The organism is Zhongshania aquimaris (genome assembly GCF_019312595.1).
Lineage (GTDB): Bacteria > Pseudomonadota > Gammaproteobacteria > Pseudomonadales > Spongiibacteraceae > Spongiibacter > Spongiibacter aquimaris.
Window position 1 is genome coordinate 511,860 of sequence record NZ_JAHWDQ010000001.1, and the last position, 23,062, is coordinate 534,921.

Annotated in this window: 19 protein-coding genes, 3 tRNA genes and 1 pseudogene; 5 read left to right on the plus strand and 18 right to left on the minus strand. The window is 47.6% G+C overall.

All coding sequences use genetic code 11. From position 1 onward, the window contains the following. Positions 1 to 54: 54 nt before the first annotated feature. The 5 genes from KXJ70_RS02460 to KXJ70_RS02480 form a co-directional block, all read right to left on the minus strand. The gene (locus KXJ70_RS02460) at positions 55 to 1,728 is read right to left on the minus strand and encodes a putative bifunctional diguanylate cyclase/phosphodiesterase (protein ID WP_219041870.1); all 1,674 of its coding nucleotides are present in this window, start codon (positions 1,726 to 1,728) and stop codon (positions 55 to 57) included. Positions 1,729 to 1,730: 2 nt separating this feature from the next. After that, positions 1,731 to 2,954 carry a sensor histidine kinase gene (locus tag KXJ70_RS02465; RefSeq protein WP_219041871.1) on the minus strand — a complete coding sequence of 408 codons (1,224 nt, stop codon included), beginning with the start codon at positions 2,952 to 2,954 and terminating at the stop codon, positions 1,731 to 1,733. After that, complete coding sequence (locus KXJ70_RS02470) at positions 2,951 to 3,934, minus strand: DUF3369 domain-containing protein (protein ID WP_219041872.1); 984 nt, start codon at positions 3,932 to 3,934, stop codon at positions 2,951 to 2,953. Before KXJ70_RS02470 ends, KXJ70_RS02465 begins: the two co-directional genes overlap by 4 nt. After that, positions 3,927 to 5,477: an ATP-binding protein gene (locus tag KXJ70_RS02475; RefSeq protein WP_219041873.1), complete on the minus strand. Its 1,551-nt coding sequence runs from the start codon at positions 5,475 to 5,477 to the stop codon at positions 3,927 to 3,929. Before KXJ70_RS02475 ends, KXJ70_RS02470 begins: the two co-directional genes overlap by 8 nt. A gap of 309 nt (positions 5,478 to 5,786) precedes the next feature. Further along, positions 5,787 to 7,154, minus strand: coding sequence for an ABC1 kinase family protein (locus tag KXJ70_RS02480; RefSeq protein ID WP_219041874.1), 1,368 nt, complete (start codon positions 7,152 to 7,154; stop codon positions 5,787 to 5,789). Between the two features lie 188 nt (positions 7,155 to 7,342). On the opposite strand from KXJ70_RS02480, the gene KXJ70_RS02485 reads away from it, so the two are divergent. After that, complete coding sequence (locus tag KXJ70_RS02485) at positions 7,343 to 8,185, plus strand: acetoacetate decarboxylase family protein (protein WP_219041875.1); 843 nt, start codon at positions 7,343 to 7,345, stop codon at positions 8,183 to 8,185. A gap of 18 nt (positions 8,186 to 8,203) precedes the next feature. On the opposite strand, the gene KXJ70_RS02490 is transcribed toward KXJ70_RS02485, so the two are convergent. The 8 genes from KXJ70_RS02490 to KXJ70_RS02525 all read right to left on the minus strand — a co-directional run bounded on the left by KXJ70_RS02490 (position 8,204) and on the right by KXJ70_RS02525 (position 16,428). Continuing rightward, a complete protein-coding gene (locus KXJ70_RS02490; protein WP_255558166.1) occupies positions 8,204 to 8,866 on the minus strand; it encodes a MarC family protein in 663 nt (220 codons plus the stop codon). Then, on the minus strand, positions 8,866 to 9,891 hold the full coding sequence (locus KXJ70_RS02495; protein ID WP_219041876.1) for a quinone-dependent dihydroorotate dehydrogenase: 1,026 nt from the start codon (positions 9,889 to 9,891) through the stop codon (positions 8,866 to 8,868). Before KXJ70_RS02495 ends, KXJ70_RS02490 begins: the two co-directional genes overlap by 1 nt. Positions 9,892 to 9,980: 89 nt before the next feature. Beyond that, positions 9,981 to 10,613, minus strand: a complete 633-nt coding sequence (locus KXJ70_RS02500; protein WP_219041877.1) for a phosphoadenosine phosphosulfate reductase domain-containing protein — start codon at positions 10,611 to 10,613, stop codon at positions 9,981 to 9,983. Between the two features lie 211 nt (positions 10,614 to 10,824). After that, positions 10,825 to 13,488, minus strand: a complete 2,664-nt coding sequence (gene pepN / locus KXJ70_RS02505) for an aminopeptidase N (protein WP_219041878.1) — start codon at positions 13,486 to 13,488, stop codon at positions 10,825 to 10,827. 15 nt (positions 13,489 to 13,503) lie between these two features. Next, on the minus strand, positions 13,504 to 14,346 hold the full coding sequence (locus KXJ70_RS02510; protein WP_219041879.1) for a DUF2797 domain-containing protein: 843 nt from the start codon (positions 14,344 to 14,346) through the stop codon (positions 13,504 to 13,506). A 3-nt stretch (positions 14,347 to 14,349) separates the two neighbouring features. Then, a complete protein-coding gene (locus KXJ70_RS02515) occupies positions 14,350 to 14,628 on the minus strand; it encodes a YeaC family protein (protein ID WP_219041880.1) in 279 nt (92 codons plus the stop codon). 62 nt (positions 14,629 to 14,690) lie between these two features. After that, positions 14,691 to 15,542 (minus strand): rhomboid family intramembrane serine protease, encoded by an 852-nt coding sequence (locus KXJ70_RS02520; RefSeq protein WP_219041881.1) that lies wholly within the window; start codon positions 15,540 to 15,542, stop codon positions 14,691 to 14,693. Further along, entirely contained in the window at positions 15,535 to 16,428 is an 894-nt protein-coding gene (locus KXJ70_RS02525; RefSeq protein WP_219041882.1) for an NAD(+) kinase, read from the minus strand. Before KXJ70_RS02525 ends, KXJ70_RS02520 begins: the two co-directional genes overlap by 8 nt. Positions 16,429 to 16,571: 143 nt before the next feature. Between KXJ70_RS02525 and KXJ70_RS02530 the strand changes: the two genes are divergently transcribed. Next, positions 16,572 to 17,453, plus strand: a complete 882-nt coding sequence (locus tag KXJ70_RS02530) for a DUF1853 family protein (protein WP_219041883.1) — start codon at positions 16,572 to 16,574, stop codon at positions 17,451 to 17,453. Positions 17,454 to 17,468: 15 nt separating this feature from the next. On the opposite strand, the gene KXJ70_RS02535 is transcribed toward KXJ70_RS02530, so the two are convergent. Next, the gene (locus KXJ70_RS02535; RefSeq protein ID WP_219041884.1) at positions 17,469 to 18,353 is read right to left on the minus strand and encodes a 1-aminocyclopropane-1-carboxylate deaminase/D-cysteine desulfhydrase; all 885 of its coding nucleotides are present in this window, start codon (positions 18,351 to 18,353) and stop codon (positions 17,469 to 17,471) included. A 36-nt stretch (positions 18,354 to 18,389) separates the two neighbouring features. Next, positions 18,390 to 19,763, minus strand: a complete 1,374-nt coding sequence (locus KXJ70_RS02540) for a hypothetical protein (protein ID WP_219041885.1) — start codon at positions 19,761 to 19,763, stop codon at positions 18,390 to 18,392. A gap of 107 nt (positions 19,764 to 19,870) precedes the next feature. Here KXJ70_RS02540 and KXJ70_RS02545 point away from each other — a divergent pair. Further along, positions 19,871 to 20,011 (plus strand): annotated as a pseudogene (locus KXJ70_RS02545) (transposase); the annotation flags it as partial. A 41-nt stretch (positions 20,012 to 20,052) separates the two neighbouring features. Here KXJ70_RS02545 and KXJ70_RS02550 read toward each other — a convergent pair. The 3 genes from KXJ70_RS02550 to KXJ70_RS02560 all read right to left on the minus strand — a co-directional run bounded on the left by KXJ70_RS02550 (position 20,053) and on the right by KXJ70_RS02560 (position 20,377). Continuing rightward, positions 20,053 to 20,129, minus strand: a tRNA-Asp gene (locus KXJ70_RS02550). Positions 20,130 to 20,205: 76 nt separating this feature from the next. Continuing rightward, positions 20,206 to 20,282 (minus strand) — tRNA-Asp (locus tag KXJ70_RS02555). A gap of 19 nt (positions 20,283 to 20,301) precedes the next feature. Continuing rightward, a tRNA-Val gene (locus KXJ70_RS02560) sits at positions 20,302 to 20,377 on the minus strand. A gap of 260 nt (positions 20,378 to 20,637) precedes the next feature. Here KXJ70_RS02560 and queD point away from each other — a divergent pair. Together queD and KXJ70_RS02570 are read left to right on the plus strand one after the other, a co-directional pair. Beyond that, a complete protein-coding gene (gene queD / locus KXJ70_RS02565) occupies positions 20,638 to 20,994 on the plus strand; it encodes a 6-carboxytetrahydropterin synthase QueD (RefSeq protein WP_219041886.1) in 357 nt (118 codons plus the stop codon). A gap of 618 nt (positions 20,995 to 21,612) precedes the next feature. Then, a complete protein-coding gene (locus KXJ70_RS02570) occupies positions 21,613 to 23,055 on the plus strand; it encodes an OprO/OprP family phosphate-selective porin (protein WP_219041887.1) in 1,443 nt (480 codons plus the stop codon). Positions 23,056 to 23,062 lie beyond the last annotated feature (7 nt).

Sequence of the window (23,062 nt, forward strand, 5' to 3'; positions counted from 1 at the left end):
CACCCCGACATGTTAAAGTACTTATCTCTAGACCGAACTGCCAGCTAGCAAACGCTAACCGGCACTCTCACTACATAAATCAACCAAATCAGTGGGGCGCCCATGTAAGTAGCCCTGGGCATAGTCAACGCCTAATGCCTGCAGCTGATCGAATACCGATTCCCGCTCGACAAACTCGGCAATCGTGCGCTTGCCTAGTACATGACTAATATCATTGATCGATCGCACCATGGCCTCATGCACCGGATTTTTATCCATATCGTGGACAAACAGACCATCTATTTTGACAAAGTCAACCGGAAGCTCCTGCAAGTAACCGAAAGACGACATACCGGTACCGAAATCATCTAAAGCGAACTTCCCACCCAATTCATGTACACGATGAATAAACCGAGTCACCACAGAAAAATTTGTAATTGCAACGGTTTCGGTAATTTCAAAACATATAATCTCTGGATTAACGTTGCCCCTGCACAAACAACGATAAACAAACTCGAGAAATGACTCCTGACACAAAGACTGACCAGAAATATTGATCGAATACATCACATCGCGATTATTCAAATCTGAATTGCGTTGCAGGTAACTAAAAAAATGCTTAATTACCCATCGATCAATTTGAGGCATTAAACCAAAGCGTTCAGCGGCCGGCATAAATTGCCCAGGTCTCAGCATCTCGCCGTTATAGCGCATACGAACGAGAATTTCGTTATAGATAGTTGTGCGGTTTGACTGGTCAACCAGGGGCATTATCCGCTCGGTCACCAAACTAAAGTCATCTGCCGCGAGAGCCTTATTAATACGATGCACCCAGTCCATATCATCGTGTAAACGACTGAGTTTTTTATCGCTTTTGTCATACATATGGACTCGACCTCGGCCATTTTCCTTCGCCGAATACATCGCCACGTCCGCCTGACTCATCACACTTTCTCTATCAGAAGTGTGCTCATCAACTAGGACCACACCGATACTGATAGAAGCCTTATGCGATATTCCACTCCAGACGAAGGACATACGCTTAATAGCCTTAACGAGACGATTTGCCACCGAGCGTGCTTCAAAAGCATCCACATTGCTTAACAACACACCGAACTCGTCACCACCTAAACGACAGAGCATATCGCCAATAAACAACTCCGTTTTAAGCGCATCGGCAATCACTTTAATTAAATTATCGCCTGCACCATGGCCGCTGGTATCGTTTATCAACTTAAACTGGTCGATATCTATATACAGCAATGCATGCGTGCGTGAACTGGTTGATGCATCATTGACCAAATTTGCCAAACGACGCTCAAATTCCTGCCTACCCATCAACTCTGTCAACGGATCTAAATGGCTCTCACCATCGCCGTAATGCACCGCTAAGGCCTGCTCATCGCTTATTAACAGACTACGTCCAGCTATCTCACCAGCATCATCAACTATATCTTTTATAACAATCTTATACTGATTATCTTTGGTATGCGGCAGTACAACTCGACAATCCTTTAAATCACCATCGCTGCAACGGAGCAAATCGGCCAACGCCCTTTCGCCATCGCAAACAATGAATGGCAAAAAATCCGCAAGGGGATTACCTTGCTGATATTCATACTCACTAAGAGATATAGCTGCTGCATTTGCGTAGATAACTCGACCACAAAGGTCCACACACACCAGTTTTTGCTCTAGACTTTTTAGTATCCAGCTTGAATCAAATTCGCGGATTTCAGAAAAATTCATACTTACTCAGCCAAGGGAATTGTAAAATAGAATGTTGATCCCTTGCCCAGCTCAGACTCCAACCAAATTTTACCCCCGTGCCAACGGACAATTTTTTCACAGATGGCTAAACCAACACCTGAATCCCCCGCTACCTCGTCTCCCGTATTACGATGAAACAGATTAAACAAACCACTGTGATTCTCAGGACTAATGCCAACGCCGGTATCGCTAACGGAAAAAAGCCAATTGCGTTCATGCGTCATGGCATTGATATAAATTTCAGGTTCGCGATCTTTGGTATAACGAATCGCATTACTAATAAGGTTTTTAAATAACTGCATAAGCTGGCGCCGACACCCAAACACTGTCGGCAGCGTCTCACAGTGAAGATTGGCATGACTTGACTGAAATGCGCTATCCAAGTCGACCAAAACCTCAGTAACTATCGCATTGCAATCTACCAGTTCTCTGCTTTCGTTAAATCGCCCTACCGACGTCAATGCAACCAGTTTATTCAAAGCCGATTGCATCGCGTAAACATTTTCCCTCACCTCTAAAAAGTCCTCCGCCAAACTTGGCGGCGTCAAATCCTGCGCCTTACCCCCTATTCTTCGCATGGCTGACACCACGCTATTCAAGGGCATTTGCAGGTCTCTCGCGGCTAAATGAGAGAGCTGTTCAATCTCATTCACTAGACCAATCAACTGATGACGACTGCGCGCCAACGCCACCAAATCCCGATATGAGGACAACGCGGTGTAAATTACCGAGAACAAACGATCTTGAGTAAGCTCCGTTTTAGCTCGATAGTCGTTGATGTCGTAAACCTTTAAAACACGACGCTCCGGTGCCAAGCCAGGCTGACCGGTACGCAATATAATTCTAACAAAATGATTACCTAATTCTTGGCGAATATAGCGAGCCACTTCTAAACCCGCGTCATCTGTTTCCATCACAACGTCGAGCAATACAATCGCAGTATCCGGATTTTCTTGAATCAACTTTCGCGCCTGCTGACCGGAATAGGCACTGACAAACTCCAAATGACGGCCACCGAAGTTGAAATCATGGAGTGCCAACCGGGTAACCACATGAATCTCTTCTTCGTCATCTACAATAAGAACTTTCCACGTCGTGTTTTCTACACTCGAGTTCTGGTTAAGCATGACGCTATGTTCATTGGCTAGAATTAAATCGTCATTATCAGCCATTTTATTGGGAACCTTATTATTTGTATCTGTCATTTTTGGCAGCTCTCTAACAAAGCGATAGTTTCGTGCGCTATGGCTACGTTTTTGACGAAAAGCTCAATCATCTCGATATCAGGCACTGAAAATGTATCCTTAGCCGAGAGGTAAAGCAATTGCTCTAAGCCAGATTTAGTGACGTAGTAACTCAACCAATAGTTTTCGCCGTAACTACTTTTCTTGTTTTTCAATACATAGCGAATCCGCTCGACAACCTCGCTACAGAATATCGAGATGTCAACGTCACCGTAACAATCTTTAAATTTTCCAGTGCCAGCAAGTATGTGCAAATTCTCCATTTCCGGATGAGCGAGAAGGCCGGATGTATTAATTAGCACCGCGTCATTATCTAAATATAAAAGCGAAGTTAGTTGCTCCAAAACACCCTGTGAAAACTGAGAAATATCTCTTTCGTCAAATATCGTCGCTGACGCAGAAATTACTTTCATGAGGCCCTTTCTATTTTGCTCCAGGGCGTATAAATCCGCGTAGGATCGCAGGCTTGTGTAAACAGCGGAAAAAAGCTTTTGTCTGGTTAATTCAGTCTTCTCTTTGTAATCGTTAATATCATACTGCGTAATCACTTCCTGCTCCGGCGACTGCCCCGGCTGACCTGTTCGCAAAATAATTCTAACGAGCTTGTTCTTCAATTCACGTCTAATAAAATGAACAAGATCTAATCCAGCTCGATCTGTCTCCATGACGACATCGAGTAAAATAACAGCGATATCTTTATGCCCTCGCAAAATAGTGCGCGCTTCCGCGCCAGAATAGGCACTAATAAATTCCAAGCCTTGACCATCAATTTCAAAACCGTCAAGTGCCAAGTGTGTTACTGAATGAACCACTTCTTCGTCGTCAACAATGAGCAGTTTCCAAGGTTTAGCATGCTGACCGATAGAGTTTGTTATTGGTTCTTCAGCAAGACACAACTGATCGCTACCATGGTCAACTATTTTCTCTTCAGAATTACTCATAAGATGTTACCTTACCGACATCCCTAGGAAGAAATAAACTAAATGTAGTTCCTTTACCTTCGTCACTTTGAATCTCAATATTTCCACATAACTGTTGTGTCACTAGATTGTAGACAATATGTAAGCCTAAACCGCTGCCACCTCCGCTGCGGTTTGTGGTGAAAAACGGGTCCCACACTCGACTAATATTTTCGACAGAAATACCTTTACCGTCATCACTAAATTGAATACAAACATCGCCAGCTTCACCTTCACTGACCTGAAGACGAAGCGTGCCTTCACTATCTTTGTCATACGCATGTACAATCGCATTCATCACTAAATTTGTGATGATTTGTGAGATCGCGCCGGGATATGATTGAATTCCCAAATCACTGGGACAATCAAACTCGCACTTTAATTTTGTCATTCTCAGCTGCGGATTTAAGCTAAGCAACACTTGATCTAAATAGTCCTTCAAAATGATGAGGCGAACTTCGCTATTACTTTGGTCCACAGCAACTTGCTTAAAGCTCTGGATAAGATTCGCTGCACGATTCAAATTACTCATAATAATATTCGCTGCTGAGGTCGCCTGCTCTATATATTGCAGCAATGCTGAGTTTGTGAGCTCACCTTTCTTATATTTCTCACTGACACTACGGGTGCTTTCCAACAAAGTAGAAGACGCAGTTACCCCGACCCCCACAGGCGTATTAATCTCATGGGCAACACCGGCAACCAACGCTCCGAGTGACGCCATTTTCTCGTTATTAATTAGTTTCTGCTGAGTAGATTTTAAACGCTGCAATGCGCTGCTCAATTCACGATTGCTAATGTCGACTTCACGCACTCGAACTTCTAGTTCACGACGCGCTTTAACAATCTCTTGATTTCGGCTTTCGATCCCCTCAATCATGCCGTTAAAGTCTTGTGACAGCACACCAAGGGCGTCATCACTTTTAACATCGGCGCGCAAAGAGTAATCCCGGCTTTCCGTCACCATTTTTATTACATCAAGCAGACTGTAAACGGGGGCCATCATTTTTCGCGAAGCGATGGTCGATAGCCGCCACGCCACCACCAACAAAACACCCAAAACCAGCACCCACCACGCGCTTATTTCAATGTATGACACGAGGCTTCGATAGTTTGGCTTTATTAGTAATTGCATGGGATTAAGATCACCGTCCGCATCAAGAAATTCTAGCGTTTTTTGGTAATCTGCTTTTTCGACTTGATATTGGGAACTGCAGTATGGCCCATTGAGCTTACTCTCATAGCGACTTAGCAACACACCATTGCTGTACACACAAATAGCAGCGATTTCGCGATCAAATTCTAATTTGGGGATTTCGATGGCGTTATCTCTGACGCCATTACTTTGACGCAATAATTCGCCAATTAGCACACCATAATTATCAAAATGGTCGTCCTGGCGATCATTGCCATCAATCAGGCGGCCCAAAATAAGCACAGCGATGCAGCACACCAGAGTATTGGCAACAAAAAACACCATAAGCCTTCTTTCAAAGGGCATCGTGTTATTCGCTTGATTCAACACGAATGTATGTCCAATTCATCTTATCCCCGTCCTCCAGCGCTTTAATTCCTGCTGTTTCGGCATGGATACTGACCTGCCGTCCCTGAACTTAAAAGTCTATCGACAGACTTTACCGTTAATATACGTAAGGAATGAATAGTGTGATCTACTTACTGAAATACGTTAGCTTTGCTTCGATATTGCAACTAAATGTCACAAAATGAGCGACAACAGGAGAGAACCGCCGCAGAAATGAGCGGCGTAGTGTTGAATAAATATAGCCGCTTATTCGCGATTAAATTCGCCCATCGCCGGTTTACCATAGTCCGGCTACTGTAGATAGAAGTCGACGCGGTCATCCTGGAAGATATCTGCACCCGGCGCCAATAGCTCCATATATCGATCAAAGTACAAGAATTGCTTCAGTAGCATGGTAAATGCGCGCGGGAAGCGAATACCGTATTTCCGCGCAATACTTCCCAGCTCACTGAGCATTGAGTTGATACCATCGCCCTGACGATTCTCCAGTACTAGCTTGGGATCTAAGGCATTTAAGCCCTCAAATAAGTTCTGAATATCGCGTGTGAGCGAGTTCACGTCCACTTTGTCTCGCGTTATACCCACACTTACCATGGATTCCGCCATAAGGCGGTAATTTTGCTCACTGATGGCCATAAACAAACTAAAAATGGCCTGCCACGCCTCCGGCTGTATTCGGCCAACCATACCGAAATCGATAAAGCCAACCTTGCCATCGTCCAAAATCATCAAATTGCCGCTATGCAAATCGGCGTGAAAGAACGGGCACTGGGTCAAACTCGCAAACCAGGTATTCAGAGCATTAAACAAACTACTTGCGGGATCGAAATTACCCTCAGTCATTGCTAGCTTATTGGTAAGAGCAACGCCGTAAAAGCGCTCCATGGTCAGCACTTTCGCGCCAGAGGCGTTGGTGTAGGGCTTTGGCGCCTTCACCAGCTTATTGTCGCTATCGACAAGAAATTTCCTAAAGACCCTGAGGTTGTCCGCCTCTTTTAAGAAATCACACTCATCAATCATGGATTGATACATTTCTTCGACCAGCCCCGCCACCGCATCTTTATCCGTGTTGGGAAGGATAAGCTCAAACAGCCGAATCAACAGATAAACGGCATTCATATCCGTGGTCAAAATAGCGTGAACACCTGGCTTTTGGACCTTTACCACAACATCTTCGCCGCTCAGCAATTTCGCAGCATGTACCTGCGCAATAGACGCCGATGCCAAGGCCGATTCCTCAAACTCAGCGAAAACAGCCGAGATAGGCCGCCCCAGGTCTTGCTCAACAATTTGCCGGATTTTACTAAATGGCAGCGACGGCGTTTGATCTAGACAATGCTGAAACTCGTCGACATATTCTTTGGGGAAAATAGAAGGTGAACTCGCGATAAACTGACCAAACTTGATATAGGTTGCGCCCAGCGATTCAAATAGCTCTCGCAATTCAGCTGGGGTGGGCTGGCGCCGCTGCAGCAACCATTTTAACGCGCGAGGATAAACCGCTAGCGTAGTCTGCAAAATTCGCCACGATCCTCTTACGCCAAATTCGGCCATACTGATTCTGCGACCCGACGTGTCGGTCGCAGCACTCAATCCCCGCGCTTTTGACGCAGCGAGTAAAACCCTTTCCTTCACGCGCACAGAGATGCTATTAGCCATATTAATCTTTTCCCAAAATTGCGAATTACATTACAAACGATGCTCCAAAAAAGCTCTGAAGCAATACTCAGGCCGTTTTCCACGCTCAGAAATTACGCCATTGTAATCAGTGTTCACCTGTCACTAGGTTACACTATCATTACCATTACAAGCCGTCCGCACCCATAATAACAAGGAGATGTTCTCTTATGCAGAATACCGCAATTATATGTCAGGAAGAGCCAGTTCCGAGCCAAATTGGCGAACAAATTACCAATGAACAATGCTCTAAATTAGACGAGAAGAACTACCTGATCGCTGGCGAAAATATTGCACTTCCGGTCAAAGTAGGTGCCGCCGCGATGTTGATGAATATCTTTGTGGTTGATGCCAAAAAAGCACAAGCCCTCATTGCCGACAGTGGTTTCAAGGTCGTTGAAATATGGCCCGGCAAGGCATTAATGCAATTACTCGGGGTCGACTATCAACAAAACGACCTAGGTGACTACAACGAGGCAGCTATCGTCTTCCCCGTCACTACGCCAGGCGAATGCAAGCCGCTTCCCGTGGTAGGAAGCATTTGGCGGATGATCAGGGGCTCACTAAACAATTATGTGTACCGTATGCCCGTGAATCAAAGTTTCACTACCCACGCAGGGCGCTTTATTTGGGGATTTCCAAAATGGGTATGTGATGTCGACATCCAATTTGGGCAAAAGGCGGCATCGGCAACATTTAAGGATGACGGCGAACTCGTATTTGGCATTAAATCTGCGACCGGTGGTACAAGCGTGGCTAAACCTCAGGCGGCGCCCTCTTTAGCAATTCGCGACGGTATGGCGTGGAAAACCATTGGCACAACTGAGGGTGAAGGCTTAACCTTTAAACTTGGCGGTGACAAACCTGAAATTGGTGAGCGCCACCCTCTCGCTTTGCAGCTAAGAGAGCTAGGCCTGCCAAAAAAGCCAATGTGCACCATCTCTATGACAAAAACAAAAATGCAATTTGAGGGCCCAGAAGCGGTCAAAATTGGCACGCCCTTCTCGTCGTAAGCTGCGGCGCAGTATGCCTTAGCCTCCAGCGACGCCTGCAAGCAATCCGCTCTGAGCAATGCCGTCAAATAAGAACTGCATCGCCAGAGCACAAAGCAACACACCAAATACACGACTAATCATGTGCATGCCGGTAACACCCAACCAGTTTTGTAAACGGCTGGCGAGCAATAAAGAAATCAAGGTCATTGCCAAGACTAGGCTAAGTGAAAGAATAACCGCAGTCTGCTCGAGAAAATTGCCATCGGCATGAGCCATTAACAGGATTACCGCCCCAATCGCACCGGGCCCCGCAATCAACGGCGTAGCTAAGGGAAACACAGCGATATCGCTGCGCTCTTCCGCCTCTAAGTCTTCGTCGGTCGTCGTGGTGGTGGCGCCACTGCCTTTCACCGTGACCAAATCAATACCAATCAACAACAGCAATACGCCGCCCGCTGCCCGCAGGGCCGCCAGCGAAATCCCCATGGCATTTAAAATAAATTCTCCAAGCAAGGCGAACGCAAATAAAATAGCGCCGGCGATCACCACTGCCCGCAGCGCTGTGTTACGCCTTTTCTTTGCCGATAAACTACCGGTCAACGCTGCAAACATGGCCGCTACATCAATGGGACCAATGGTCGCAAAGAAGGTAGCGAGCGACACACTAAACGCTTCGATCAAAGCGCTATCTAAAGACATTAGCTCACCCTTTGGCTGGCAATTGCCGACGCGGCCTCGGCAATAAGTGCGGGACCTCGATAAATAAAGCCAGTGTAAATTTGTACTAGCGATGCACCGGCGGCAATTTTCTCAGCAGCAGACTCGCCGTCACAGATGCCGCCCACGCCGATAATCGGTAAACGTCCCTGCAGTGCATCTGCCAAAATACGAACGACGGTTGTCGAACTATCTCGAACTGGCTTACCGCTTAAACCACCTATCTCTTCGCCATGCGGCAAACCTGCCACAGCGTCACGCGCGATGGTGGTATTCGTTGCAATAACGCCGTCAATACCCTGCTCGACAAACACCTCAGCAACACGACGGATATCATCTTCCGCCATATCTGGCGCTATTTTAACCGCCATTGGCACGTAGCGACCGTGCTTCTCGGCCAACGCAAGCTGCGCTTTTTTTAAGGCTGCAAGTAAATCGATCAAAGGTTTACCGAACTGCAAATCACGTAGGCCGGGTGTATTGGGTGAGGACAAGTTCACCGTGACATAACTTGCATGAGGATAGACCGCGCGTAAACCAATCAAATAATCATCAACCGCTTGCTCGGCTGGCGTGTCTTTATTCTTACCAATATTAATACCCAGAACCCCTTTGAACCCAGCCGTTTCAATTTGGCTAAGTAAATTATCCAGGCCCAAATTATTAAAACCCATACGATTAATAATGGCTTCCGCTTCCGGCAGCCGGAATAGGCGCGGTTGAGGGTTTCCAGGTTGCGCTTTGGGTGTGACTGTACCAACTTCGATGAAACCAAAACCCAAGGCCGCCAATCCGTTGATATGTTTTGCGTCCTTATCTAAACCCGCCGCTAAACCGACCGAGTTTGGGAACTCAATCCCCATGACAGTCTTCGGCGACAACACCATTGGCTTTGCAATCAAGCGGCTCAAACCCAGTTTTTGAATTAGAGACACCGAGGTCAGCGAAAGATGGTGCGAGGTTTCCGTGGGAAAACAAAATAACAAACGGCGCAGCAAAGAATACATGGTAGACAACCTTGACTTAGAAACAGCAGGATACCGAAAAGCACAGGATGGCAAAAGCATTGTCGGCCGGCGAACGCCGGCCTCAGAGTTTAGGCAGAGGTGTGTAATCCACACTCACGATTTTCCGCCACCTTGGTCGGGTCAAAATAATGTTTAGCAGACGGCAACTTGTGCTCGGCCATAAACGCTGACACATCGGTCTCATTCCAATAAAAAATGGGCGCCACTTTTAATATACCGCGACCATCCCAAGACAAAATATCTAAATTCTGCCGGAATGCAGTTTCCTCTTTGCGAATTCCTGTCACCCAAATTTTGGGAGCCAAATCAGCGAAAGCGCGATTAAACGGCTCAAGCTTAACCTGCCTAGTAAACTCTTTGTGCAAATCGGGATTATCATCTGGGTGCGGAATGCCACCCATGATCGCGTTGCGATGTTCAGCAGTGATTTCTGGAATATACAATTTCAAATTAGGTTTGAGCAATTTGATTAACTGCTCTGCGACCCGATAGGTATCAGGCACATTGTAACCGCTATCAGCCCAAACCACTGGCATGTCGGGCGCAGTATCGGTAATGAGCTTTAACATTACCGCTGCGTTGGGAGCAAAACTCGTCGAGCCCATTATCGGTTCACCAAGGGATACCGCCCACCGAATGATATCGGCAGCCGACTTATGGCGAAGCTCCGCGTTTAATGCATCTAGGTCGAGATCTTTCATTTTCTTCGATTCAGTACTAATCCGGGCGGCAACTGTAGCACAAGATAGCCAAAAATAAGAATAAATTCTTTAAAATCATACGCTTATAACTTAAGCATATATTGTTATAACAATTTAAACACTTATTACGACCTCTCCTTAGGAGCTACTCCAAGGGCAAGTACACGATAAGCACTTAGCGTCAGAACGACGCTAAGTGAAAGCCATTTTGCTATGAATAGTCCTGCAGACTTTTCGAGACCACCTCATACACATCGCTGGACAGCTCTGGCTCCGCCAAGACACGCTGCAATTCAGCGCGCATTAACTGCTGAGCCGCAGGCAAGTATTTGCGCCACTTGGTTAGCGGCACTAACAAGCGCGATGCAATTTGTGGATTGCTGCGATTAAGCACCAACACTTGGTCAGCCAAAAAGCGATATCCCGCACCGTCTTCACGATGGAAATTAACGCCGTTTTGACCACAGAAAGCGCCAATCAAAGCCCGTACTTTATTTGGATTACGAATATCAAACGCCGGATGCGACATCAAGCCCTGCACAGTTTCCAAGGTTCCTGCCAAACGACACATTGCCTGCACTTGGAACCACTGGTTTATCACTAAGGGTTCGTGCTGCCACTGCTGATAAAAACGCTGCAATGCCTTAGCCTTGTACTCAGACTCACTATTCACTATATACGTCAGTGCCGCCAAACGATCCGTCATATTGGCGCTACTTTCAAACTGTTGAATTGCCAGGGCGATAAACTGTTCTTCCTCAAGCAACATCAAATACGCGAGCGCGGTATTCTTTAAACTCCGGCGGGCAATTTGCTCGGCGTTGGCAGCGTAGGCTTCATCACTTTCACAGCGCGAATAGCAAGCGCTCAATTCGCCTTTCAATGCTTGCGCCAAAACTTTGCGCAAGGCTTCACGGGCCTGATGAATACCTTGAACATCGACGGGATGAATAATCTCTGCCAAATAAGCCTCTGAAGGCAGCTGCAACATAAGCGCCACCATTGCCGCATCTAAAGACGTGTCTGCCAGTAGCTCGCGACAGGCATTGATATACTCAGCATCAGGGGAAACATTCTGGCCCGCCGCTAGCGCGCTTATCGCGCGTTTAATTTCCGCCAAGCCTAACTGCTGGCTGGCATCCCAGCGACAAAAACCATCGCTATCGCTCCGCATAAGACGCAGTAATTGGTCACGGCTATAATCAAAATCCAGTTTCACCGGCGCGGAAAAGCCGCGCAATAAGCTGGGCACCGGCTCCTCTTTGATATTATTAAATACAAACTGCTGTTCTGGCTGGCTGACGCTCAACACTAATTCGGTATTGTCTGCTGACTCGGTATTTATTTCAGCATCGGCTAACTGCAACGGCAGCTGCCCCGCATCACCAATCAAGGCAACAGCAAGGGGAATATGAAACGGTGCCTTCTCGGTCTGCCCCGGAGTTGGTGGGCACGACTGCTTGACCGCCAAGGTGTATGTCTGCGCTCGCTTATCGTAACTACCGCTAACTTCCAAGCGCGGCGTACCCGCTTGAGAATACCAATTACGAAATTGCCTTAGATCAATACCGCTGGCATCTTCCATTGCCAGCACAAAATCCTCACAGGTTACTGCTTGACCGTCGTGGCGCTCAAAATACAGATCACTACCCTTGCGGAACAATTCTGGCCCCAACAAAGTATGAATCATGCGCACAACTTCGGCGCCCTTTTCATAGACCGTCACGGTATAGAAGTTAGAAATTTCTATGAAAGAGTCTGGCCGGATGGGGTGCGCCATGGGGCCGGCATCTTCGGCAAATTGTGCTGTGCGCAACAGGGTGACATCTTCGACCCGCTTAACCGTTGGCGAACCCATATCAGACGAAAACTCGGCATCGCGAAAAACCGTGAACCCTTCCTTTAAACTCAGCTGAAACCAATCTCGACAGGTAACACGATTACCCGACCAATTATGAAAATATTCGTGGGCAACAACGCCTTCAACGCGCTGGAAGCCGGCGTCGGTAGTTGTTTCGGGTTTTGCCAAGACACAGGAGGTATTGAAAATATTTAGGCTTTTGTTTTCCATTGCCCCCATATTAAAATCGTCAACCGCAACAATATTAAAAATATCTAAATCGTACTCACGACCATATACCTCTTCGTCCCAGCGCATCGCATTTTTTAAAGACAGCATCGCGTGATCGCATTTATCGAGATCTTTTTCTTCGACGTAGATTTTTAAATCCACGCCGCGGCCACTGCTAGTAATAAACTGATCTTCCACTACCGATAATTTACCGGCGACTAAGGCAAACAAATACGCGGGCTTGGGAAATGGATCCTGCCACACGGTTTTATGGAAACCGTCGGCCAGTATTTCGGTCGCTACGAGGTTGCCGTTTGACAGCAAAACAGGGTAGCGAGACTGATCAGCAACAATCTCTACGGTAAACACCGACATCACATCGGGGCGGTCTAGGTAATAAGTTATTTTTCTAAAGCCCTCTGCCTCACACTGAGTGCAAAACATACCGCTAGACTTATATAGCCCTTCAAGAGAGGTGTTGTCTTGTGGGCGAAGTCGGGTTTCGCAGCTCAAACTAAACGCCGCCGGCACCTTGGCAATACTGAGCTGTTCGCCGCTCTGCGACCACTCACTCGGGGCTAATTCGCGGCCATCGATCGACAAGGAAACAAGTTCCAGCTCGGTGCCATGTAGCTGCAAAGGTGCATCTTGCGAGTCAGATTCGGGATTGCGTCTCAGCTCAAGTACCGAGCGCACAATGCTGTTGGTTTCACCTAATTCGAACTTCAGCGTAGTGCTATCGATTAAGAATTCGGGAACACGATAATCACTTAAAAAGATGGTGCAAGGCTGCGCGTCGCGCATGAAACAACTCCTGAATCACAATGATTCACTGCTTAGTTCAATGTGGTATCCGGCGTACTTACGAATATTAATCACACCAGTGTCAAAAATCAGATACTGCCCTTTTATGCCCATCAAGGTCCCTTCGACTAAAGGGTCTTTGTCCAGATTGAAGGACTTAACTTTTAATGGGTATGTTTCAACCGGAAAACGAATATGCTGCACGGGAATATCGGTAATTGGCTGAATCGCCTGCAGACCATAGCGCTCTTGCAGCTCTGCAATACCTGGCTGGCAGAGCGCGCTAAGTTCGTCGCGACGCGCAGCCAAATCCACCTCGCTCGGCGCGCCTTTTAACATTGCCTGCCAACTGGTTTTGTCGGCGACATGGGCTTTAAATAAGGTTTCTACCAAGCCCGACTGCAGACGATTACTCACCCGAAATATGGGCAGGGCCGCGACCGCCCCCTGATCAATCCAGCGAGTCGGCACTTGAGTGCCGCGTGTGATGCCAACTTTGACACCCGACGAATTCGCCAAATAGACAATGTGATCAATCAAGCAGTGGCTTTCGCCCCACTCTGGCTCCCTGCAGGTCCCTTCAAAATAATGGCATTTCTCGGGGCTAACAATACAGCTATCACACTGTGCCAGTCGCTGAAAACAAGGATAGCAATAGCCTTGATTGAAACTCTTTTTGGTTAAACGTCCGCAGTGCAAACAATTAATTTGTTGGCGAAATTCCATACGCACAGTACTGCCAATTAAGGCATTTATCTCACGCAGCTCATCGCCTATGGGCATGCTGTACATCGCCAAGTCATCGACCAAGCTGGTTTTCATTTTTGCTACTGGGCCGACCAAACTAGAAAGGCTCATTAATTACTCCGCCCACTTCAAAACTTGATCTTGACCTGCTTCGTCGTGGCTGTGGTCATCGCCACAAACTTCGCCCTCAGCTTTGCTACCGCGATCTATAAAACCGACCCGCTCACTCTCTGCATTCACTTTTAAATCGTAGGCGATGACGCCAGCCATGCAGTGCTCACGCTGTTCGACTGTTAACACCCGCCCATCAGGCCATTTACCAATTTCCACAGCGCGCTTCAGGCCTTCGTAAATCGCCGGGGTAATATTGTCGACTAACTGTTCAAAATCCATCACAACTCTCACTATCGTCGCTCACCACAATGAAAAAGTGGCCGGCGATTATATACCAAAATTCACACCACTTTGCGGTCGAGTAGCGCTGCGGCCAAGCCTAATACGATACCTAACAGAAGGCCGCTAACGTGGGCAGTATTAGCAACGGCACCCACCCCTAACAACTCAGTAAAACCAGCGATACAAAGCAATAGCCACACGATCATCACCACCGCAACACCATTAGCCAACGGGAAGGCTTGCGCAGGCCGGCAACGATTCCAGATCACGATATAGCCCAACAAGCCATAAATCACGCCAGACATACCACCAAATAAAGAGACGCTACTGATCGCCTGGGCAATATTAGAACCCGCCGCAACCAGCACAAAGAGACCCAAAATACGGACCCTACCCTGGCGACGCTCTATCATCCCGCCGAGCTCCCACAACCAGAGACTATTAAATACAATATGCATAAGGCCAAAATGCAAAAACGCTGGGGTAATTACTCGCCACAACTGCCCTACCGGCCAATCACCGCGCAATCCGCCGTCAACAATATAGAGCTGATAAAAACTAAGATACGGCAGATATTGATAATTGCGGTCAAGCACCGGCAACAGAGCACCTAGCAAGCTCAACACCAGCAAGATCGCCACTACCGGCACGCTGAAAAATCGACGATACCACTGGTCACGTACAGGACTTGGCACCCGCTCGAATGTCACCGACGCCAATTCTGGATCGCCAGCTTGGATACGTTCGAAAAGCGCTTTAGCCTGAGCAGCATGATGCTCTGAACCAACCCACACCACCTGCATACCTCGCTCTTCGGCGATACGATGTGGAACTGAGCTCTGCCAAAGCAGCAAGGAGAATTTCTCTAAGTCTGTACTTAAGGGTAACCGCAAACTCACTATTTCAGTCATCGGACTCCTCTTTACCGATATGCGCTCCCCACCCAAGTTTATCGCGGCAACTTGCATAAAAGCTGTGATCCAAGGGGTGCACCAAACGTAATTTATGCGGCTTTTTACGCACGTAGATAACATCGCCAGGTTGAGATGTTATTTTTACTTGGCCATCGCAGGTCACCGGCGGGTGCACGATATTACTCCGACCAACCACCATCTTAATTTCACTTTTTCCGTCAATCACAATCGGACGGCTACTTAGGGTATGGGGAAACATTGGCACAATGGCGACGGCATCTAATCGCGGGTGCATAATTGGGCCGCCAGCGGACAAGGCATATGCCGTGGAACCCGTGGGAGTGGCAATTATCAATCCGTCCGAGCGCTGCCGGTATACAAACTCACCATCGATAAATAATTCGAACTCCATCATGTGACCCGAGGTGCCAGAGTTCAATACCACGTCGTTTAAGGCGTCGCCACGACCCACCGGCTCGCCATCTCGAAGGACTTCAACATCTAAAAGAAACCGCTTTTCTAAGCGATAGTGGCCATCCAGTACCGCGCCAACCTGAGTCTCAATATCATCGGGTGATATATCTGTTAAAAAACCTAGCCGACCACGGTTAACACCTAACACCGGCGCATTATGTCTCGCCAGTGTTCTCGCCGCACCGAGTAAACTTCCATCACCACCAACCACTATAATCAGGTCGCAAACTTCGCCGATCATACGGCGAGAACTTACCCGCAAACTGTGTCCAGGCAGCAGTTCCGACACCGCTTCATCAAGCACAACACCTAGCTCGCGAGCCTGCAGAAAATCTATTAAGCGCTTAAGGGTTTCGGCAACACCGTTGCCTTCCCGCCCTATCACACCTATATTGCGAAACTGTTCCATAATACCTACTGCCGACTATCGGGCGCTTATTATACTAAAAGAGCGGGCCTTTGGGCGCCAGTCGGGAGTTTGGAACAGAACGACGCTAGGCCGCAAGCAAAATTAAGGGCTGTCGAAGCGCCCACACTGTTAATGAATGGAGCTTGACCATCGCAAGCAAATTACCTCAATTTAAGTCATCACTTGTACGCGCCCTTGCGTGGAGCTGCTTTAGCGAAACCTTAATTAATGAAGTCTCTTGCGCGACGGGGCCGGTTTATCGTCCCCGCCTAGCGTTAACAGGTCGGCGTCTCGAATGGCTAATGCAACTTGATGCGGATACCCAATCCCTTGAAGAATACTTGGATAAGCACTGCCACAGCACTCGCCTAGGTTTGGTCTATGAAAGCCTTTGGCATTTTTTTCTAGACCAAGATCCCGACACCGATCTCATTGCCCACAATATCCCCGTGCGCGATGGAAAAATCACCTTGGGGGAATTTGACCTAATTTATTTCTGCAGAGTGTCAAAACGCCATATCCATCTTGAACTCGCCGTAAAATTCTTTCTGGGAATACCGAACACGAACGCGCCACCAAATTTAAATCAGTGGTTTGGCCCAAATCGCGCAGATAGATTAGACCGCAAATTGGCCAGACTCACTCAACATCAACTACCGCTCGCTTACACCGAGGCAGGACGCCAAGTCATTCGGGAATTGGGTATTGATAATGTTGAACAAGAACTTCAAGTAAGCGGTATTTTGTTCCACTCCGATCACGACAAGCGCCAAACCCCGTCGCTCAATACCGATCACCAACGCGGCGATTGGCTCAGCGTAAGCAAATTTCGAGAAGAGCAAACTCAGCCGTCAAAACAGTCTGACTGGCGATATATTGAAAAACCCCGCTGGCTGGGCGCTGAGTTTAATGACGCCACCACGCTCAGCGACGCACATATAGATTTAGCCCAAAAAAAACCTATCATGCTGATTAATGATCAGCAACAACGTCGGTTTTTAGTTGCAGATAATTGGGCTGATTAGTATAAACAAGGCGTGTCATTCTGGATTCAAACCAAAGCCGCGCCGGCCCTGCAGTCCGCCAGTGTGAACAAGTAACACCCGAATACCTGCGGCAAATTCATTATTATCCACCATACACTGGAGCGCATAAGCCGCCTTTGCCGTATATATTGGGTCAAGATAAACTCCGTACTCAAGCTCGAATTCCTCCATATATTGGGCCATCTGCTCAGGCAAGTGCGCGTATGCCCCGCCGTGAAACCGATGATCCAAGCGCCAATTTCCTCGATCACCCTTAAGCGACTGAAACATTGCAGTTATGTCTGAGGCCATAAATTTTTCGGCCTTTAATACTGGCACGCCGATAACACTGACACCCTCAGCCACTTTTGATGCAATCCCAACCAGCGTTGTGCCCGTGCCGCAGGCCAAAACTATTGCGGCATAGTCTCCACCGGCATTGGGTATTAAGTCGACAATACCCGCACAGCCTTTAGCACCAAGAGTGTTTCCACCGCCCTCGGGAACTATGTAAGCACTGGGATATTGAGCCTGTAGCTCAGAGATAAAGTCTTGATCATGGCGGCGTCGATACTCGCTGCGGCTTAAATAGTGCAGCGACATTCCCCAGCGCTTTGCGTCTTGCAAGGTTGGGGTGAGCTCCGAGCTTGAATCGGCGCGCACACAGCCTATCGTCGCAAACCCTTTCGAGAAGCCAACGGCCGCCAATGCATGTAAATGGTTAGAGTAAGCGCCACCAAAACTGAGTATAGAATCAGCAGCGGCATGCTCTGCCGCCTCAATATTCAATACTAACTTGAACCATTTATTACCCGACGCGGAGCTTTCGACGGAATCTAATCGCAGTATATCGACACCCACTCCGCTCGACGAAGTGAACAAATACTCTATCAAGCTCATCTCAGAGCGTGCGAATTAACAAGGTTGCAAAGAGCATTACGACAAACCCGACGTACTATGTTCATGGCAACGATCGCTCTCACCAGACCGAAACAACATAGGCCGCATCACTTTTTTAATAGGTTGACCGCAATATTGCATATCGTCATCTGTGGCACGACAAATCGGTAATCGATAATGGGCTAGCCACTCACGATATTGAGCATCTGACACCTCACAGCGCGAGGCAACATAGAGCAGAGGTTCACGAAGGTACTCAGGCATTTCTTCTTGCGATATCACCAAGTGCTCCACCCCGGGATGATAAGCAATAAACACAACACCTTTTTCAACCATTGTTTTCAAAAGCTTGTCGTCACTGTCTACCATCAATGTTCTATTTTGTTCGCGCAAGGTACTTAATTCGCCACGCAGCTCAACTATTTCGGTCGAGCGGTCATAGAGCTCCCGTTCACGCCGATGTAATGTATCTTCTAATTGAAGCGCCTGGTCTTTTAAACGTCGCTCCAGCTCCTCGGCGTACTCCTTACGTAATTCTTCCATTTGCACTTGATAGTCATGTCCGCCTCGAGATAATAATGCCTCTAGCTCTTCTGTCTTTTGGTGCAATAGTCGCTGCTGCCTACCCAAGCGCGACTGCACTTCCTGCTCCAACTTTGACAAATCCTCCAACTTCGCCTTTTGATCTTTTATTAGCAGTTCGCGCTCACGAAGTTGACGCGTGAACTCCTCTGCTTGTGACTCTAAGGCACTGCTGTATGTTTCCGCCTGGGTGGCAAGTTTTAGTTGTTCCGCGCTTCTTATGGCAAGTAATTTACGGCGATAGCGGCGATGAAAAATGGGGCCAGACTTGGGCTGGGGCTCTGATGGGCGCTGGGATTTAGGCTGCGCTTGGTCGAGCGGAACGGAAGTGGTCTGAACCTCTGCCTGGGTTTTAAAAAAATCAGACACATTGCCGCGGGGAATCACACGGTTACCACTCTCACTAATGATACCTAGACGGTTGCGAGTCGCTGCCGCGCTAATCCTACTAAATGTACCATGTGTGCCCGTGTCTGGATCCCACAGCTGCCGACGATACCATGCGACTGGACACGCACTGCGACAGGCAACACGAATGGGGCCCGCCCCTAAATCAGGGCCATAGCTGGCGTGGTCAAGTAAATGCCGAAGCGGGATATTCCAATGACCAGTAACTCTGCCTCGACCGTCAAAACTGATCATAAAGAACACCACACCAGTAACCACCAGCGTATCTTCTATTTGAACAAAAGCGGCCTGAATCTCGTCGCTCGCAAAATCAGGAATGCCAACCACGTCATCCAGTACAGCTTCAAATTCGGCAAAGAACATCTCTTTAACGACGTCACTACCTTTAAAAAAAACCACCGCCTCAGTTAATGCGCCCAAATAAACCTCCACTCACATTTTAAATATGCCGGCGACAGTTAAAAGTAGTACAAAAAAACCAATCGCAATTACGAAAGACATTATAGGTGAGAAATCAATTGCAACGAGAAAAAAGTGGAATAACGGAGGGCTTCCACAACAAAATGGAAATGATGACACGACGAGCGTATGGTTTTAGAAACTTTGAAAATTACAGTATGACAGTGCTGGCCCACTGCGGGTGGGACGGTGTGATTAACAGGGTTTGATGAGTGCCATCCCCCGTTAATGGGGTAGAGCCAATAAATGTTGGCGGACCGGACGGGACTCGAACCCGCGACCTCCGGCGTGACAGGCCGGCATTCTAACCAACTGAACTACCGGTCCAGATATAAACATAGATCACAAGCATCTGGCGATGAGTGCAATATATGAGAAAAACAAGGGAGGCCTGACTAAAAGTTGGCGGACCGGACGGGACTCGAACCCGCGACCTCCGGCGTGACAGGCCGGCATTCTAACCAACTGAACTACCGGTCCGCATACTTTTACACGATTATGGTGGGTGATGACGGGATCGAACCGCCGACCCTCTGCTTGTAAGGCAGATGCTCTCCCAGCTGAGCTAATCACCCTCTCAATCGAGTGAGGCGCATTCTACAGTAATCGCTTTCGGTGTCAAATACTGGACGCTGTTTTTTTACATTTTCTTTATAAAAAAGCTATAACACTGATTTTGTTCATTTTTTATCCAAGAATTGAACCTCTGACTAGAGCCAACAAATCAATGAATTAAGGCGCGCTGTACAGCGTCGCCAGAGCTGATTACCATTAGCGCCAATCTTGAATCAGATTCCCTGCACGCCCTTTTGATCGTTAAAATTGAGACTGAAACGTGGAAATTTACAAAGAGTTCACCTTTGAAGCCGCACACCGGCTTCCCAATGTCCCCCGAGGTCACAAATGCGCCCGACTTCACGGACACAGTTTCCTAGTGAGAATCGTTATCGAAGGTGATATCGATCCCCACACTGGCTGGCTCATGGACTTCTCTGAGGTAAAGAAAGTGTTCGCACCTATCTACGATCAACTAGACCACAATTACTTGAATGACATAAAGGGGCTCGAAAACCCAACGAGCGAGAATATTGCAATCTGGATTTGGGACCAACTCAAACCACTGCTAAGCGCACTAAGTCGGGTCGAAATTAGAGAAACATGCACCAGTGGGTGTGTTTACAAGGGCGGGTAATTTTTAATTGCCGCACCGTTTTCGATCAAGCCGCCGCGAATACCCAATAATAAGTAGAAATACGTAACAGGTAACATTATTTAAGCCTTGACGTAACACTTATTCACAGTTAGGGGGCAGATGACCAAAATACAGCGCTTAAGACTACAACATCATGAATGAGATGCAGATGTTATCGTAATACATTGTTTTAATTGAATTTTTTAAAAATGACTATTTTTTGAACAATTTGTTAAAGTCCCGATTAGCCCTCTCTCTCCTGCCACAACATACAAGTTACCCACCAAGTTATCCACAGATACTGTGGACAAGATTGTGGCCCAATAACAGTAGCGAGACGTTACTACAAGAACTTTTTTCCCTTAAATTTATCGGCAGAAGGCTTGCAATTATTTTCTCCTATTACACAAAAACCTTGGTTTGCCAACTCATACCGCATAGGCTTTACATCCTAAATAAACAGCTAGTCACAAAATCAGAAATGTAATAATTCCGTCACAAAAAAACACAAGTGTCATATTTCTGTAATATAAATATCGCAGAATTGCGACCACAATCACTACAAAGCTACCGGCACGACACCTTTGCTTACCGCAGAAACTGCTGAACGAGGACGCAATGACAAAATCTATCGCTAATTCACTAGGTGAATTGAAGAGCACACAAAAACACTCCCGCGCACAAATACTAGCCATGCTGTGTCTATTCGCGACTTGTGTCAGCACTAACGCAGCCCCATCCGGTCAACTAAATCTGTACGTCGACCGCGAGACAAAGCAGGTATTTACCGAACCAGGTGCCAACAGGGTCAAACTAGGTACATTCGAGCCAGCCAGCAAAGAACTCACCCAATCAGATAACAACCAGGCGCTCACCAAGCTCGAGGTAGGTAACAAAGGCTTAGTAGTTACGTCAGGTAATGGCGACTTTGCCATCAGCCTAGGTGGGCGCATACATGCAGACAGCACAACCCATTTGAATGACGAGCTGCAAAAGCGCAGTAATGGCGACCCGGTTGAAGCCGTATCTGGCACAGAGCTTCGCCGCGCGCGATTGGCATTGAAGGGCAGGTTCAATAGAGATTTCACTTACACCATTGAAGGAGACTGGGGCGGCAACAGTGTCTCTATGAAAGACGTTTTGATGACCTACCATGCCAACCCCAAACTCGAAATCACCGTTGGCAACCAGAAGCATGCGGTAAGCATGGAGGTGCAAGAAAGCTCCAATGACATTATGTTCAATGAGCGCTCGCTGCTTACTGCACTGACATTGCCACATTTCGACCGTGCGATGGGCGTAAATGTAAAAACGATGGGACAAAACTGGTCATTTCAAAGCGGAGTATATGGCGATGCAATATCAGCCAGCGGCGACGGTGCTGACGAAGGCGGCGGTTTCGGCGCTAGAGGAACCTTCGCACCCATTAACGAAGCTGGAAAATTACTCCACATCGGCGCCAACGTCGGCCTCCGCAAGGCTAACGACAATAACAATTTGAGCAATAGCAAAACGCCGCGCCTGCGCTATGAAACCACCAACATGTCAGACTTTTACCTCAGCGATACCGGCAGCATTGCTGGCTTTGAGGAAATCCAACTAACTGGACTTGAACTCGCCGCCATGAGAGGTCGTTTCTCAGCACAGGCAGAATGGGGACAAGCAAACATCAAACGCGACGGCGGATCAGACTTACGGTTCGATGCCCATTACCTTCAATTTGGCTGGACATTAACGGGAGAAACCCGCAACTATAAAGGCTCAGACGGTGAGTTCAAAATGCTAAAGCCCCGCAATAATTTTGACCTGTCTCAACACCACTGGGGCGCGTGGGAGCTCGCTTTGCGACTCGACGAGGTAGATTTAAAAGATGAGGAAATTGAAGGTGGCAGCCAGCAGCGAATTAGCCTCAATCTAAACTGGTATCTAAACGCTAATCTACGCATTCTCTTCGGTTACAGCCGCGCCTACGAACTAGATGCTGGCCCACTGATTCAACCTAGTGGCAGCGAAGCGGACAATGTAGATGTAATTTCTCTACGCACACAAATCGCACTATAAAAAAAGC